This is a genomic window from Nitrospirillum amazonense (genome assembly GCF_029594735.1).
GTDB classification, from domain to species: Bacteria; Pseudomonadota; Alphaproteobacteria; order Azospirillales; family Azospirillaceae; genus Nitrospirillum; species Nitrospirillum amazonense.
Map to the genome: position 1 here is coordinate 2,636,235 of NZ_JARPAF010000002.1, position 14,791 is coordinate 2,651,025.

Below are 14,791 nucleotides of genomic sequence, written 5' to 3' on the forward strand. Positions count from 1 at the left end.
ACCTTTATCTGTGGGCGCAACCATTCCACCCAGACCGGCCATCCCGCAAGAGACCCTTTTCGGTCAGCCCGCACCCATCAGGCGGCGCGCAGGGCCGCCAGGAAGGTGGAGACGCGGGTGCGCAGTCCATCGGCCTGGGACGACAGGTCGTCGGCGGCCATCAGGACCTCCCCCGCCACGGTGCCGGTCTCGCCCGCCACCTGCCGCACGCCGTTCATACCGGCGCTGACCTCGCTGGTGCCGCGCGCAGCCTCGGCCACGTTGCGGGCGATCTCCTGCGTGGCGGCGCCCTGTTCCTCCACCGCCGCGGCGATGGTGGTGGTGATGTGGTCGATCTCGGCGATGGTCTGGCCGATGGCGGCGATGGCGCCGGCCGCCTCCCCGGTCGCAGCCTGCATGGATTCGATCTGCTGGCGGATGTCGTTGGTGGCCCGTTCGGTCTGGTTGGCCAGGGCCTTGACCTCGCTGGCCACGACGGCGAAGCCCTTGCCCGCCTCACCCGCGCGCGCCGCCTCGATGGTGGCGTTCAGGGCCAGCAGGTTGGTTTGCCCGGCGATGTCGCTGATCAGTGCCACGACGGCGCCGATCTGCTGGGCGGCTTCCGTCAGGCTGGTCACGGCGACGTTGGTGCGCGTCGCCTCCGCCACCGCCTTGGCGGCGATGGTGGCGGAAACGGAAACCTGGCGCCCGATCTCCCCGATGCTGGCGCCCAGTTCCTCCGCCGCCACGGCCACGGTCTGGACGTTGGCGGCCGCCTGTTCGGAGGCGCCGGCCACCGCCACCGCGTCGCGGGCGCCGGTGTCGGCGATGCGGGTCAGGTTCTCCGCCGTCTCATGCAGGCCGCTGGAGGCCTGGGTGACCGATTGCAAGGTGTGGGCAACATCGGTGTCGAAGGTCTGGACCAGCGCGTCCACCCGGTTGGCCCGCTCGGTCTTGGCCGCCGCCTCCGCCGCCTGGGTAGCGGCCAGCTCATCCACCTGGCGCATGCTGGTGCGGAACACGTCGACGGCGCGCGCCATGTCGCCCACCTCGTCCCGCCGGCTGGTAGCGTCCAGGGTGAAGCCATAGTCCTTCTGCGCCAGACGGCGCATCACGCCGGCCAGGCGCGCCAGGTGTTGCACCACGTCACGGTCCAGCCATAGCACGGCGCCCACCGACACCAGCACCGCCACCAGGGCGAAGACGGATATGCTCCACAGCGCGTGGGTGTAGGCAGACTGCACCACGTCGTTGGCCTTGGCGGCACCGGCGCGATCATAGGCGCTGAGCGCTTCCAGCGATTCCTGCACCTTGCGGAAGACGGCCACGATCTCGCCGTTCATGGCCTTTTCCGCCTGCTCGTGGTTCTGCTTGGCGGTTTCGAACACGGAGGCCATGCTGGCCTCGTACGGGCCGCGCAAGGCCTGGTATTTGGCGTACAGGGCCGCCATCTCGCCCGTCTGGCCCACGGCCTCGAACCGCGCCACGGCCGCGTTCAGATCGGCCGTCTGCTTGCCATACAGCTTGATGGCCTCGTCCCGCGCCTTGTCGTCGCCCGCCGCCACGACCCGGCCGGCGGAGATGCGCTGGCGGGCGGTGAAGGCCTTCATGTCGCCCACGGCGTCCACCGAGGGCAACCAGACATCGCGAATTTCCGTGGCGGCGCTGTTGATCGTGCCGATCCGCCACAACGACAGCAGGCTGATGGCGATGGTCAGCAGTAACAGGCCACCGAATGCGGCCAACAACTTGGGGCGGAGGGCGAGATTCATAAAATTCACCGTAAATGCTATCGAGCGCGCAGTAATTCAACCTTGAAGGTCGCAGCTTATAAGCGCTCTGTTACCCTTTGATGTGATGCGGCGAATCCGCCCATCGGCCATGTTTCAACCGCATTCTGAATCACGACCCCCCTTTTACTCTCGACAGCGGGGCCGCCTGGGGCCAAGGTCTGCGCCAAGGACCGACATAAGTGCAAAGGACCAGGGTCGATGAGCGGCAACAAGGCCATCCCCGGCGGCGGCACGCCCGAAGGCATCGTGCAGGACGACGTTCACCGCTATGTGACGGGCATCGCCTACCTGCGCCGCTATTATCAGGAACTGAACCCGGCCTCGATCGCCTACGCCGCCCTGCAGTGCGGCTATCAGGCGCCGCGCCTGGACCGCCCCTTCCGCTACCTTGATCTGGGCTGCGGCCATGGCTATAGCCCCACGCTGTTCGCCAGCCTGTTCCCCCAGGGGCAGTTCATGGGCGTGGATTTCAATCCCGTGCACATCACCAGTGCTGAAAACCTGCGCCGCGCCGCCGGAATCACCAACGCCAGCTTCAGCGCCGCCAGTTTCCAGGACCTGGCGACGGAAGAGGATGGGCCCATCGCCGACTGCGACTTCATCGTCATGCACGGCATCATGAGCTGGGTCAGCGAGACGGTGCGGCGAGAGATCGGGGCCGTCATCCGCCGCCGGCTGAAGCCCGGCGGCATCGTCTACGCCAGCTATAACTGCCAGCCGGGCTGGGCCGGCAAGATGCCCATCCGCGCCCTGATGGTGGACGCCTACGCCGTCACCACCGGCACGGTGGAGGAGCGGGTGGGCAAGGTGCGCGCCTTTCTGCGACAGATGGCGGACACAGGCGCCCTGTACTTCGAATCCAACCCCGCCATTGAACAGCAGTTGCAGGCCATCGAGACGCTGGACGCCAGCTATATCGTGCACGAGTACCTGAACGAGTACTGGCGCGTCTTCTATCACAAGGAGATCGCGACCTTCATGGCCAACCACGGCGCGGGCTTCATCGGGTCCGGCACCCACGCCGACAACGTCCCCCTGCTGGCCGTGCCGGAGAAGCCGCGCGCCTTGATGGCGGCCATGCCGAACGCGCTGCTGCGCGAGGGGGTGCGCGACATGGCCCTGAACCGTCAGTTCCGCCGCGACATCTATGCCTGCGACCTGGCGCCCCTGAACATCAACGACCTGATCGCCGCCCATCGCGCCACACGCTACACCCTGGCCCGCCGGCGGGCCGACTGCCCCATGGTGGTGCCCCGGTCCTTCGGCGACGTCGCCCTGCACGAGGGCATCTTCAACCCGCTGCTGGACCGGCTGGCGGCTGGCGCCACCACCTTCGACGATCTGGTGGGTGTGCCGCCGCTGAACGACTGGGCGGCGGCCGACCAGATCCAGGCGTTGCAGGTGCTGGTGGGCGCGGAATATATCCGCCCGGTGGTGGATGGCGCCCGGGTGGACGCCGACAGCGACAGCGTGCGCCGCTTCAACCAGGTAGCCCTGGCCGCCGCCCGGGCCGAGGGCCAGCAGGAGGTGGCGCTGGCCGCCCCGTCCCTGTCCGGCGCCCTGCGCGTCACCCTGACCGACACCGCCAACCTGCCCGTGGACCTGCCGGGGGCCGAGTTCTAGAGTTTTGTGGTGTGATCCACGCTCCAGCTGATCCCACCTGAAGCGACCACACTCTGTGCCGGCGCGCTGGAGGATTCCCGCACCACCAGGCGCGGGGTCACTGTGATGGGCTGGGCCTTTCCCGCATCGCCGTCGTTGATGCGGCCGATCAGGCGGTCGGCCGCCAGGCGGCCCATGTCATGGATGGGCAAGCGGACGGTGGACAGCGCCGGGCACATACGTGAGGCCAGGGGCGTGTCGTCGAAGCCCACCACGGTGAGGTCGCGCGGGATGCTGATGCCCAGGCGGTAGGCCGCCTTGTAGACGCCGGCCGCCATTTCGTCATTGCTGGCGAAGATGGCCGTGGGACGGTCGGCCGGGGACAGCAGCTCCATGCCCCGTTTCTCCCCGGTCTCGAAGGTGTAGAGCCCCTCCACGATCCAGTGATCCGGCACGGTCACGCCATGCTCGGCCAGGGCGCCGAGGAAGCCCTCCCGCCGTTCGTGGGTGGAGCGGTAGCGCTGGGGCCCGGTGATCAGGGCCACCCTGGTATGACCCAGTTGGGCCAGGTGGGTACCCACCTCGGCGGCACCGGTGCGGTCGGTGTGCAGCACCATGGACGTGGGCTCGTCCAACGGCACCGACATCAGGCGCATGTAGCGGCAGCCGATGGTACGCAGCAGGGCGACCAGGGCCGCGTCCTCAGACAAAGGCGGGACCAGGATCACGCCATCCAGGTTCTGGCGCTGCACGAAGGTCTTCACCTCCGCCAGGAAACCGGGCGCCACCTGGCGGCAGGGATGGACCACCAGCTCAAAGCCCTCGCGATGGCAGGCCTCAAGGATGCCGCCCTGGACGTTCACGATGTATTGGGCGTTGGGGTTGTCGTAGATCAGGCCCAGCAGGAAGGACCGGTTGATGGCCAGGCCGCGCGCCTGGGGGCTGGGCACATAACCGATGCGGGCCACCACCGCGTCTACCACGGCGCGGGTGGCATCGTGAACGTAAGGGGACTGGTTGATGACCCGCGACACCGTCTTCTTCGACACCTTGGCCAGGCGCGCCACGTCATTGATGGTGGGGGCGCGGGCCAGAGTCCAGGCGGGGATGGCCAGGGGAGCGTCCGGCGGGGCCGCCAGCCGGCCGTCGCCGGCAAGCGCCTTGCGCCGCCGCACCTTGGGTTTTTCGATATCGGTGTCAGCCACAGTACAAATCCCTCACCGCGTGATGTGCGCCGGCGCGTAGCGCGGCGTCATCCAATGGATCAAGGCCAGGGCCACGAAATAGGCGCTGGCCGCCATCAGGAAGATGGGGCGGTAGCTGCCGGTGGTCTGCAGGATCCAGCCGGCGGCCTGGGCCATGGCCATGCTGCCGATGCCGCCCGCCGCCCCGCCCAGGCCGATGACCGATCCGGCGGCCCAGCGGGGGAACAGGTCGGATGGCAGGGCGTAGAGGTTGACGGAAAAGCCCTGGTGCCCGGCGCAGGCCAGGCCGATCAGGATGGCCGCCCCCCACAGGCTGCCCGTATCCATGGCCAGCGCCACCGGCGCCACCACCAGTGCGCAGACAAGGAAGGCGGTCTTGCGCGCCCGGTTCAGCCCGATGCCCCGCGCCAGCAGGCGCGACGAACCCCAGCCGCCCAGCACGCTGCCCATGTCGGCCAGAATGTAGACCAGCACCAGGGGTGGGCCGAAGCCCCTGAGGTCCAGGCCATAGCGCTTGGCAAAGAAGTCGGGCAGCCAGAACAGGAAGGTCCACCAGATCGGATCGATCACGAAACGGCCGAGGATGTAGGCCCAGGTTTCACGCATCGCCAGCACCCGCCGCCACGGCAGGCGCACCGGCGGCGGCACGGGATCAGCCTCGATATAGGCCAGTTCCCCCGGGCTCAGGCGCGCCACCTCGCGCGGGCGGCGATAGAGGGCCAGCCAGGCCGCCAGCCACACCACGGTGAACAGGCCCGTGACCAGGAAGGCGGCACGCCAGCCCCAGGCCAGGGTGACCGCCGGCACGATGAGGGGGGTCAGGACGGCGCCGACATTGGCCCCGGCGTTGGTGAGGCCAATGGCCAGCGCCCGTTCCCGCTGCGGGAACCATTCCGCCACCGCCGCCAGGCTGGCCGGAAAGGCGCCGGACTCGCCCAGCGCCAGAGGGATGCGGGCAATGGCGAAGCTGGCGACGGAACCGGCGGCGGCATGGGCCATGTGGGCGATGGTCCAGATGCCCACCGCCAGGGCGTAGCCGGCGCGGGCGCCGATACGGTCCACCAGCCGGCCGAACACCAGGTAACCGCTGGCGTAGGCCGCCTGGAACCAGAAGACGATGGTGCCGTAGCCGACTTCCGTCCAGCCGTAGCGGTCCTGTAGCAGCGGCTTCAGCACCCCCAGCACCTGCCGATCGACGTAGCTGAGCGCCACGGCGGAGAACAGCAGGAAACAGATCAGCCAGCGGTAGCGGCCCCGGGGCTGGGGGATCACCCCCGGGGTCGCCACCGCGTCCTTCACGGCCACGCTCACCGCGCCGCCACCACGTCGATGGCCGACACCACCGCCTGGCCGGTGACGGGGCGGAAGTCCAGGGCCAGGCCATCCTTGCCCTTCACCTCGACGGTCACGGTGCGCTCCAGCGCCTTGAGGGCGCCGCCCGCCTCCGCCGCCACGTCCAGGTGCTTGACCACCATCTGGTCGTTGGCGGCCACGTCGAAGACGCGGGCACCGGCCGCCAGCGCCGGCTCGGCGAAGCGCAGGGTGACCTGGTAGCGGCCGGCCGGCACCGGCACGCGGTAGGTGAAGGTGCCCTCGCGGTAGGTCTCATACAGCTTGGGATCCGGCGTGCCGGTGGCCGCGGCGATGACCTTGTCCGGCTTGCCGGTCTCGGGGCCGGGGTTGCGGTCATGCGGTTCGCCCCCGGTGACGAAGGCGTCGGAGCCGTAGCGGGCGCCGGCGGCACTGGTCAGGCCGGCCGAGGCGCCGGCGCGGATGCGGATCTCGTCCGCCTTGCCGCCGAAGCGCCAGGTGATGCTGTCGCTCACCGGTTGGCCCTTGATGTCGGCCGTGGCGGTCAGGACGTTGTCGCCGGCGTCCAAATGCACGGCCGGCCAGCGGCAGACATGGTCGGGGCAAGACACCCTGCCGAGGTCGCGGCCGTTCAGGCTCAGCCGTACGCCGGCGGCATTGCTGTAGGCCTGGATATCGGTGACGGGATAGACACGGTCGACATAGCGGCGGCCGTTCAGGTGCAGCACCGGCTGGTCGCTCCAATCCGCCTTGTAGAAGAAGAACACGTCCTTCTTCACCGTGCGGTCGTAGGACACCAGGCCCTTGTCGTTGGTGTCGACCATGTCGCCCTCCCTCCGGCTGTCGCTGGCGAAGTCGAACATGTTCCAGACGAAGGTGCCCCACAGGTAAGGCCGCGCCTTCAGCTGCGCCCACCAGATCTCGTGCAGGCGGCTTTCCAGCTCCTCCGGATGGAAATGGCCCTTGGGGTAGACCACGCCGGTCTGCACCTCATCGGTATGCTGGGTCAGGCCGCCGCCGCCGCCATACTCGCTGACCGACAGCGGCAGGCGCGGATGCAGCTTGTGCAGCCGGTCCAGCACAGGGCCCAGATCCTCCGGCTTGTCGTAGTACCAGCCCTGGTAGCGGTTGTAGCCCAGCAGGTCGGTGATCTCCGCCACCACGTCCACGCCGGGCTTGGGCGCGTCGGGCCAGGGCTCGCAGCAGTCGGCCATGGTGGTGGGGCGGGTGTGGTCCAGCTCATACGCCGCCTTGTTCAGTTGGGTCAGCAACGGCCGGGCGTTGCTGATGCCGTGGCCGCTGGCCGCCATCAGGTTCACCTCATTGCCGATGGACCAGGTGACGACGCTGGGGTGGTTATAGTTCTGCTTGATCAGTTCATGCAGCTGGCTGTCGGCGTTGGCGGCGAAGGCGGGGGTGGTGATGCCATTGTCCCCGTCCGGCGTCTCCGGCGCGGTGCGGTTCACCAGGGGGATTTCCGCCCAGACGACCACGCCGTCCCGATCCGCCAGGTCGTAGATGGCCTGGTCGTGCTGGTAATGGGCCAGGCGCAGGGTGTTGATGCCCAGGTCCAGCATGATGTCCATGTCCTGGGCCTGGTCGGCGGGGCTGATGGCCCAGCCCTTGCCCGGCCGGTCCTGATGGCGGGACACGCCGTGCAGGGCGATATGCTTGCCGTTCAGGAAGAAGCCCTGGTCCGGATCGAAGCGGAAGGTGCGGATGCCCAGCGGCTGGGTCACCTGGTCCAGCAGCTGGCCGTCGGTCGTCTCGATGCGCGTCACCACGTGATAGAGGTAGGGGTCGGCCTTGCCGTCCCACAAGTGGGGGTTCGGCACGCTCAGGGTCTGCGCCGGCGCCTCCAGCGCGCCGGGTGCAACGGTCAGGGGATGGCTGTCGCTGGCCACCGTGGCGCCGGTCGCGTCGATGATGGTGGTCTTCACCACCACCGGCTGGGCCTTGGTGCCGTCGTTCTTCACCCGGCTGTTGACCTCGATGGACGCGGCACCGTCCAGGCCAGCGGTATGGGCATAGACGCCGGGCCCGCCCCAATCCAGCATGTCGATGTGCACCGGGTCGGTGGCGATCAGCGACACCTGGCGGTAGAGGCCGCCGAACAGGAAGAAGTCGCCCGACATGGGAATGACCTCCGCCGTGGGCGATCCCGCCACGTCCGGGCTGGAATTGTCGGTGCGAACCGCCAGCACGTTGACCTTGCCCTGCTTCAGGGCGGCGGTGGCATCGAAGCGGAAGCGGCCGAAGGCCCCCTTGTGCACGCCCAGCTTCACGCCGTTCAGCCAGACCTCGGTATTGATGCTGGCGCCGTCGAACTGCAGCCACACCTTCCGCCCGGCGTAGTCGGCCGGCGGGGTGAAGCGCAGGCGGTACCAGCCGGCGCCGCGCGTGGCGTTATAGTCGGGCCCGCGCTCCGCCGTGCCGCCCAGGTGATTCCAGGTGTGGGGCAGGGAAACGGTGGTCCAGCCCTTGTCGTTGAAGCCGGCGGCGTCGGCGCCCCCCTGCTTTCCCGATGGCACGTCGCCCTGATGGAACTGCCAGCCCGCGCTGAGCGGCAGGTCGCGCCGTTCGGCGGCATGCGCCCCACGGGCCATCGGGGCGGCCATCAGGGCGACGGCTGCCACCGCCAGGGTGGCGTGGGAGCGCTTGCGGCTCGGACGGCGCGCGGCATGGGTCGGCATGGGGTTCCTTCCTTCAAGGCATTGTTTCTTAGGCATAAGCCGGACACGGGGACTGCCACCCCGGGGCTCTCACGACCGGCCAGCGTGGTCAAGGCTACCGGTTTTCCGCCGCATGATCCGTGGAAAGGTGTGACCTGAACACGGGACAAATGAAAGAAGCCACCCGTCCGGCACCTTGGCGGAACCGCGTGGCCGGATGGGTGGGATAGGAGGGAGCGGGATAGTGGTCATACCACATGACGCCTATCAACCGGATGACCGCGCCGTGGTCAGACCATGGCCTCCAGGATTAAATTAAGGCGGTCAGCCAAACCCGCCCTTACCAGTTGTACATAGTGCCGTCTTCCAGGCGGTTCACCGGCAGGAAGGCGCGGCTGTAGGGGTATTTGGCGGCCAAGCCCTCATCCAGGTCCACACCCAGGCCCGGGGCGTCGCCGGGGTGCAGGTAGCCGTCCTTGAAGCTGTAGGCGTGGGGGAAGACGGCGTCCGTCTCCGCCGTGTGGCGCATGTATTCCTGGACGCCGAAGTTGGGGATGGACAGGTCGAAATGCAGGGCCGCCGCCATGGTCACGGGCGACAGGTCGGTGGCGCCGTGGCAGCCGGTGCGGACCTGGTACAGGTCCGCGAGGTTGGCGATGCGGCGCAGGTGGGTGATGCCACCGGCGTGCACCACCGTGGCGCGGATATAGTCGATCAACTGGTTCTGGATCAGGTCCTTGCAGTCCCAGATGGTGTTGAACACCTCACCCACCGCCAGGGGCGTCGTGGTGTGCTGGCGGATCAGGCGGAAGGCCTCCTGATTCTCCGCCGGTGTGGCATCCTCCAGCCAGAAGGGTCGGTAGGGCTCCAGGCTCTTGCCCAGGCGCCCGGCCTCGATGGGGGTCAGGCGATGATGCACGTCGTGCAGCAGGTGGACATCGTCGCCCAGGGCCAGGCGGGCCGCCTCGAACAGCTTGGGCACCGTGCGCATGTACTTGGCCGTGGACCACACGTTCTCCGTCGGCAGGGCGCCGTCCGCCGGCTCGTAGAACATCTTGTCGCCGGAAACGCCGTAGGTGGAGGGCAGGCCCGGCACGCCGGACTGCAGGCGGATGGCCTTATAGCCTAAGGCCTGGTACTTCAACGCCTCGTCCACCGTCTCCTCGATGGTCTGGCCGTTGGCATGACCGTAGACCATGACGCCAGTGCGGCAAGCGCCACCCAGCAACTGATAGAGGGGCATGTTGGCCGCCTTGGCCTTGATGTCCCATAGGGCCATGTCAACGGCGGCGATGGCCGACATGGTGACAGGCCCACGGCGCCAATAGGCCCCCCTGTAAAGGTATTGCCAGATGTCCTCGATCTGGTGGGCGTCCCGGCCGATCAGGCAGGGGATGACGTGGTCGGCGAGATAGCTGACCACCGCCAGTTCGCGGCCGTTCAAGGTGGCATCGCCCAGCCCGTACAGGCCGTCCGCCGTCTCGATGCGCAACGTCACGAAATTGCGGCCGGGGCAGGTTACCACCACCCGGGCGTCCTTGATCTTCAACATCGGTCGAACCTTTACTCTGGATCGGACGGCCCCGGCGGGACGGCCTGGGAATGCCCGTAAATTGGTCTTACCACTTATGTCTTCCATAGGCTCAGAGGCCTGTCAAGAAGTCGATATTGGGGTGGCGGACAGGGCGTCCCCTGCCCTATTCTGGACATCCTCCGCCCCACATCTGGTCAGAGCACTCGCATGCTGCCCCTTCCCGCCAATGGCCAGCGCCTGTACCGCCAGGTGGCCGATGCCATCGCCGCCGACATCCGCCGGGGCGTCTACGCCACCGGCCAGCGCCTGCCCTCGGAACGCGATCTGGCGGAAACGTTCGATGTCAGCCGCCCCACGGTACGCGAGGCCATGATCACCCTGGAAATCCTGGGGCTGGTGGAGGCGCGCCATGGCTCCGGCATCTATGTGACGGAGCAGTTGCCCGCCGGCGAGGCGGCGGCGGAACTAGACATCGGCGCCTTTGAGCTGACCGAGGCGCGCCGCCTGGTGGAGGGCGAGGTGGCCGCCCTGGCCGCCACTACGATCACCGATGAGGAGCTGGCGGTTTTGGCCGCCCTGCTGCGCGAGATCGGGGAGGAGAACGAGCGCAACGCGGTGGGAGAACAGGCCGACCGCCGCTTCCACCTGACCATCGCACGGGCCAGCCGCAACACCGCCCTGGTCGGCGTGGTCGAGCAGCTGTGGGACATGCGCTACAAGTCGCGGCTGTGCATGGCCATGCTGGAACGCGCCCGCACCGCGGGCGACCTCCCCCGGGTGGAGGAACATCAGCGCATCGTGCAGAGCCTGGCCGCCCGCGACCCTCAGGCCGCCCGCGCCGCCATGCGCGACCATCTGGGCCGCGTCATCGAAGGCCTGCTGGAGGCGACGGAAATGGAGGCCGTGCAGCGCGCCCGCGCCGAGGTAGCGGCCAAGCGCGACGAGTTGCGCCGGCGCGCGGGCGTTTGAGGCGTCAGTTCAGTAAACGATTGCCCCGCAACGCGGCCACCGCCCTATCGACGAAGGCCCTGATCTTGGCCGGCGCCTGCCTCCCCTCGGCGTACAGCACGTGGATGGGCAGCGGCGGCTCCTCATACTCGCTAAGCACCACCTGCAAGCGCCCCTCCAGCAAGGCCGGGCCGATCTGGTAGTGCAGCACCCGCGTCAGCCCCCAGCCGGCCTGGGCGGTGGCGATCGCCGCCTCGTTGGTGTTGCAGTGCAGGGTGGGATGGATGACGACCCGCTGATCGCCGGCGAAGCGCCATTCGGGTGAGGCCCAGGCGCTGGTGGAAACGGCGATGCGGTGATCCTTCAGCTCCGCCGGGGCGGTGGGCACGCCATGCTTCTCAAAATAGGCCGGCGCGCCACAAACTACCCGGCGGACCGTTCCCACCTTGATGGCCGTGAAGCCTGAATCCGGCAGGCGACCGATGCGGACGGCCACGTCCACCCCTTCCTCGACAATGTTTACCGGGCGGTCGACGAAGAAGGTGCGCGCCGTCATGGCCGGATAGGCGTCCAAATAGTCCGTCACGATGGGCAGCACGTACATCTGCCCGAACAGCAAGGACGCGGTGACGGTCAGCATTCCCGAGGGCGTGGCGTAAGACCCGGCGGCGGCAGCCTCCGCCTCTGTGATGTCGGCCAGGATGCGCCGGCAATCGTCGAAATAGCGCCCGCCGGCCTCGGTCAGCTTGACCGAGCGTGTGGTGCGCACGAACAGGCGGGCGCCGATGGTTTCCTCCAGCGCCGCGATGGCGCGGGTAACCGCCGGCGCGCTCAGGTGCAGATGGCGCGCCGCTTCGGCGAAGCTCTCCGTCTCTGCCACCTTCACGAAGATGCGCATGGCCTGCCAGCGATCCATGAAACCCTCCCCCCGCGCCCGGCCTTCACATCAGCCGGGCCAGAAATTCCGCATAAGTACATGGATCCTGGATGATCATGTCGCGAAAATAGTCAGGCGGCGGCGGCGCCCCGTCCCAACGGGCCGGAGGCTTCTCTTCCCCGTCATCCACTTGGTCGGCGTCACACATGGCGAGGCCCTCCTCCGGTACCGGCCTGGCGCGCCAGGGCCTCGATTTCGCGACAGGCCGCTTCGGGAATGCCGGCCTTGAGCGCCCTGGCGCGGCGGTCCTGGCGCAGGTCCTCCGTCGCCAGCGCCAGCGCCAAGGCGAGGGACGTGCGCACGTCGAAGCTCCGGCCCTGGCGGGCGGCGTCGATTTCCGCGCCCGACATGCCCAGCGCGCGGGCAGCCGCGTCCTGCCGGGGATCGGGGGTGCCGGCGGTCAGGGCCAGTTCGATCGACAGGCGCGCACGCCCATCCAGCGTGTCGGCGGTCATGGGTCCATGCCCTTTCAAAAGTCGCAGCCGTGGCCTTCGGCGATTGCCAGCGCGATACGCTCGCGCAAGGTGGCCGGCAACTCGCCCTTGGCCAGGGTCCCCCGCAGGTCGACGCCGACGGCGGCGGGGCCGCGAAGCAGGAAGCGGAGGCGGGCGAGCCGCCGGTGCAATAGCCAGAGGGTCAGCCGGGCGGCTTCGGCGGCCATGTCCATGGCCTCCGGCATCAGCAGGTAAAACATGATGTCATCTCCGGTTCGGGATCAGAGGGCCAGTTGCAGCGGGCCCGCGCCCTCGGGCTGCTCGGCCGGGACGGCGCAGCAGATCAGCGCCTCGCCCTCGGCCACCGGGGCGGTTGGCTCCTTCACGTAAGTCACGGCCCCGGCGAGGACCTTGGTCCGGCAACTGCCGCAAGTGCCCGAGCGGCAGCTGAACTCCGGGCTCAGGCCCCGCACCTCCGCCAGTTCCAGCAGCGTGCCGGATCCGGGCGTCCAGCGGGCCTCCTTCAACGCGGTGGTGAAGACCACCGGCACGGGGCCGCTGGCGGGCGGCTGACGCGGCGGTGGCGCGACGGCGGCCTTGTCGGCTGTCCGCACCAGGGAAGAAGGGCCGAAAGCCTCGGCATGGATGCGCTCATCGGCGACGTTCAGGCCGCGCAAGCCATCGTAGATCGCCTGCATGAAGGGCCCCGGACCGCACAGGTAGAAGTCATAGTCGTTGAATGCCAGGAAGCGGCCCAGCAGCGCCATGTCGATGCGCCCGGCGGCCTCGTAATCGGCCCCCTCCGCCGCGCCGGTGGCGTCGCTCAGCACCCGCACGACCCGCACGGCACCTTTGGCCGCCGCCACTAGTTCCGCCACCTCGGCCTCGAAGGGCCGGTCCGTCTTGGTCCGGGCGGCATGGAACAGGGTGGTGGGGCGAATGCCGCGGGTCCGCAGGCCCTCGTAAACCACGTGGCGCAGCATGGCCAGCATGGGCGTGATGCCCACGCCGGCGCCCAGCAGCACGGCCGGCCGCTTCTGCCGGGCGTCGATGGTGAAGCCCCCGGCCGGCGCCCGCGCCTCGATGACGTCACCCACGCGGACATGGTCGTGCAGATGGCTGGAGACCAGGCCGTCGCGCTTGACGCTGATACGATAGACGGCGTCGGACGGCGCCACCGACAGGGTGTAGGTGCGGATGGCCGGCTTGTCCGTGCCGGGAAGGGCCAGGCGGATGGGCAGGTGCTGCCCCGCCTCATGCGGGATCAGGCCGGCGCCGTCGTCCGACATCAGGTGGAAGGAACGGATAGCGGCGCTTTCATCCACGATCCGTGTCACCTTGAACGGCCGCCAGCGCGTGGCCAGGTCCGCCGCGCGCAGACGATCGGCGGCTTGCGCCCAGTCGCCCGTCATCAGGGAATTTGGGGACCATCCGTCCTCCTGGAAATCCCAGCGCAGGGCGAAGGCGCCCGGGCGCCGCACCACCCGCCGGGCGCGGAAGGTCCACAGCCGCTCCGCCCCCTGGAAGGCGGCAACCTCTGGGCTGTCCAGGATGACCTGGGCGTCGCCCGTCAGCTGCAGCATGTCGCCGGTCTCGAAATCGATGAACACCAGCCCTGCCTTGCCGTTCACCAGGATGTTGCCCAGCGTGGCGAAGAACAGGTTGCCGGCGAAGTCGGGGATGGTCAGCGTGCCGTCCGCGGCCACCCGGACGAAGCCGGCCTTGCCACCGCGGTGCGACACGTCCACCTGGCGGCGGTCGTCCCGGTCGGCGTATGACGCCACGAAGAAGGTGTCCGCCGCCGCGATCATGCGTCGCGCCTCGGCATCCAGTTCGGTGCCTTCCAGCACCGGGCCGGTGAACACCTCGGCGGGGTCGCGCGCCAGACGGTAATCGCGCAGCTGGATATACTGCGGGCAGTTGCCGAAGCTCTGATCGACCTGGAAAAGGAAGGGACCGGCGCCGGACCGCAGGATACCGTTCACCCGGTTGCGCCGGCGGGTGTGCAGCTCGATGCCCAGCAAGCCGATGGCCTGACCTTCCCCAATGCCCTGTGCCGCCGGATCGGTGGGGTCGGGCCGCGCGTCGATCGCCAGCGACCGGGGCGTGGGGGAGGTGATGAAACCCGGCCGTCCCGCCAGCAGCGTGGCCCAGGCATCGCCGGCGGGATCGACACTGCCCGCCACGATGAAGGGGATCTGGGCGTAGAAGTCGCGGTGCTGGTCGGGCATGTAGTCGCGGATCACCCGCTGCCCCACGCTTGCCATCCGCTCGGCCACACCGACCTTCTCCTGGATGGTCTTCTCGCCGGCATGCCAGACCGCCAGCTTGGCCAATGCGGTGTCGCTCATTTCCACCTCCTTCGGTCTGGCCCAC

The 14,791-nt window shown here is 68.7% G+C and carries 12 protein-coding genes; 2 read left to right on the forward strand and 10 right to left on the reverse strand.

Annotation, left to right across the window (positions count from 1 at the left end; all coding sequences use genetic code 11):
- Positions 1-77: 77 nt before the first annotated feature.
- Positions 78-1,751, reverse strand: coding sequence for a methyl-accepting chemotaxis protein (locus tag P5F91_RS18100; protein WP_277907783.1), 1,674 nt, complete (start codon positions 1,749-1,751; stop codon positions 78-80).
- A 219-nt stretch (positions 1,752-1,970) separates the two neighbouring features.
- Between P5F91_RS18100 and P5F91_RS18105 the strand changes: the two genes are divergently transcribed.
- Positions 1,971-3,395, forward strand: coding sequence for a class I SAM-dependent methyltransferase (locus P5F91_RS18105; protein WP_277907784.1), 1,425 nt, complete (start codon positions 1,971-1,973; stop codon positions 3,393-3,395).
- Here the strand turns inward: P5F91_RS18105 and P5F91_RS18110 are convergent.
- The 4 genes from P5F91_RS18110 to manD form a co-directional block, all read right to left on the reverse strand.
- Complete coding sequence (locus tag P5F91_RS18110) at positions 3,392-4,579, reverse strand: LacI family DNA-binding transcriptional regulator (RefSeq protein WP_277907785.1); 1,188 nt, start codon at positions 4,577-4,579, stop codon at positions 3,392-3,394. The two genes, P5F91_RS18105 and P5F91_RS18110, sit on opposite strands and share 4 nt — an antisense overlap.
- Before the next feature lie 12 nt (positions 4,580-4,591).
- A complete protein-coding gene (locus tag P5F91_RS18115; RefSeq protein WP_277907786.1) occupies positions 4,592-5,890 on the reverse strand; it encodes an MFS transporter in 1,299 nt (432 codons plus the stop codon).
- A complete protein-coding gene (locus tag P5F91_RS18120; RefSeq protein WP_277907787.1) occupies positions 5,887-8,583 on the reverse strand; it encodes a glycoside hydrolase family 2 TIM barrel-domain containing protein in 2,697 nt (898 codons plus the stop codon). The genes P5F91_RS18115 and P5F91_RS18120 overlap by 4 nt, the downstream gene beginning before the upstream one ends.
- 319 nt (positions 8,584-8,902) lie before the next feature.
- Positions 8,903-10,114, reverse strand: a complete 1,212-nt coding sequence (manD, locus tag P5F91_RS18125; RefSeq protein WP_145611179.1) for a D-mannonate dehydratase ManD — start codon at positions 10,112-10,114, stop codon at positions 8,903-8,905.
- A gap of 189 nt (positions 10,115-10,303) precedes the next feature.
- Here manD and P5F91_RS18130 point away from each other — a divergent pair, with 189 nt between their 5' ends.
- The gene (locus P5F91_RS18130) at positions 10,304-11,065 is read left to right on the forward strand and encodes a FadR/GntR family transcriptional regulator (protein ID WP_277907788.1); all 762 of its coding nucleotides are present in this window, start codon (positions 10,304-10,306) and stop codon (positions 11,063-11,065) included.
- Between the two features lie 4 nt (positions 11,066-11,069).
- Here the strand turns inward: P5F91_RS18130 and P5F91_RS18135 are convergent, their stop codons facing one another.
- The 5 genes from P5F91_RS18135 to P5F91_RS18155 are packed head-to-tail and all read right to left on the reverse strand — an operon-like array spanning position 11,070 to position 14,766.
- A complete protein-coding gene (locus tag P5F91_RS18135; protein ID WP_145611177.1) occupies positions 11,070-11,960 on the reverse strand; it encodes a LysR family transcriptional regulator in 891 nt (296 codons plus the stop codon).
- 25 nt (positions 11,961-11,985) lie between these two features.
- Complete coding sequence (locus tag P5F91_RS18140) at positions 11,986-12,129, reverse strand: hypothetical protein (RefSeq protein ID WP_186454776.1); 144 nt, start codon at positions 12,127-12,129, stop codon at positions 11,986-11,988.
- A complete protein-coding gene (locus P5F91_RS18145; protein WP_211106959.1) occupies positions 12,122-12,436 on the reverse strand; it encodes a hypothetical protein in 315 nt (104 codons plus the stop codon). Before P5F91_RS18145 ends, P5F91_RS18140 begins: the two co-directional genes overlap by 8 nt.
- A gap of 14 nt (positions 12,437-12,450) precedes the next feature.
- Entirely contained in the window at positions 12,451-12,675 is a 225-nt protein-coding gene (locus P5F91_RS18150; RefSeq protein WP_145611176.1) for a hypothetical protein, read from the reverse strand.
- A 21-nt stretch (positions 12,676-12,696) separates the two neighbouring features.
- A complete protein-coding gene (locus P5F91_RS18155) occupies positions 12,697-14,766 on the reverse strand; it encodes a 2Fe-2S iron-sulfur cluster-binding protein (RefSeq protein ID WP_277907789.1) in 2,070 nt (689 codons plus the stop codon).
- Positions 14,767-14,791 lie beyond the last annotated feature (25 nt).

What these genes read in the sequence shown, in the direction of transcription:
- P5F91_RS18130 (WP_277907788.1), top strand. Translation starts at nt 10,304, where the DNA reads ATGCTGCCCCTTCCCGCCAATGGCCAGCGCCTGTACCGCCAGGTGGCC.
- P5F91_RS18120 (WP_277907787.1), bottom strand. Translation starts at nt 8,583, where the DNA reads ATGCCGACCCATGCCGCGCGCCGTCCGAGCCGCAAGCGCTCCCACGCC.
- P5F91_RS18135 (WP_145611177.1), bottom strand. Translation starts at nt 11,960, where the DNA reads ATGGATCGCTGGCAGGCCATGCGCATCTTCGTGAAGGTGGCAGAGACG.
- P5F91_RS18145 (WP_211106959.1), bottom strand. Translation starts at nt 12,436, where the DNA reads ATGACCGCCGACACGCTGGATGGGCGTGCGCGCCTGTCGATCGAACTG.
- P5F91_RS18155 (WP_277907789.1), bottom strand. Translation starts at nt 14,766, where the DNA reads ATGAGCGACACCGCATTGGCCAAGCTGGCGGTCTGGCATGCCGGCGAG.
- P5F91_RS18140 (WP_186454776.1), bottom strand. Translation starts at nt 12,129, where the DNA reads ATGTGTGACGCCGACCAAGTGGATGACGGGGAAGAGAAGCCTCCGGCC.
- manD (WP_145611179.1), bottom strand. Translation starts at nt 10,114, where the DNA reads ATGTTGAAGATCAAGGACGCCCGGGTGGTGGTAACCTGCCCCGGCCGC.
- P5F91_RS18150 (WP_145611176.1), bottom strand. Translation starts at nt 12,675, where the DNA reads ATGTTTTACCTGCTGATGCCGGAGGCCATGGACATGGCCGCCGAAGCC.
- P5F91_RS18100 (WP_277907783.1), bottom strand. Translation starts at nt 1,751, where the DNA reads ATGAATCTCGCCCTCCGCCCCAAGTTGTTGGCCGCATTCGGTGGCCTG.
- P5F91_RS18105 (WP_277907784.1), top strand. Translation starts at nt 1,971, where the DNA reads ATGAGCGGCAACAAGGCCATCCCCGGCGGCGGCACGCCCGAAGGCATC.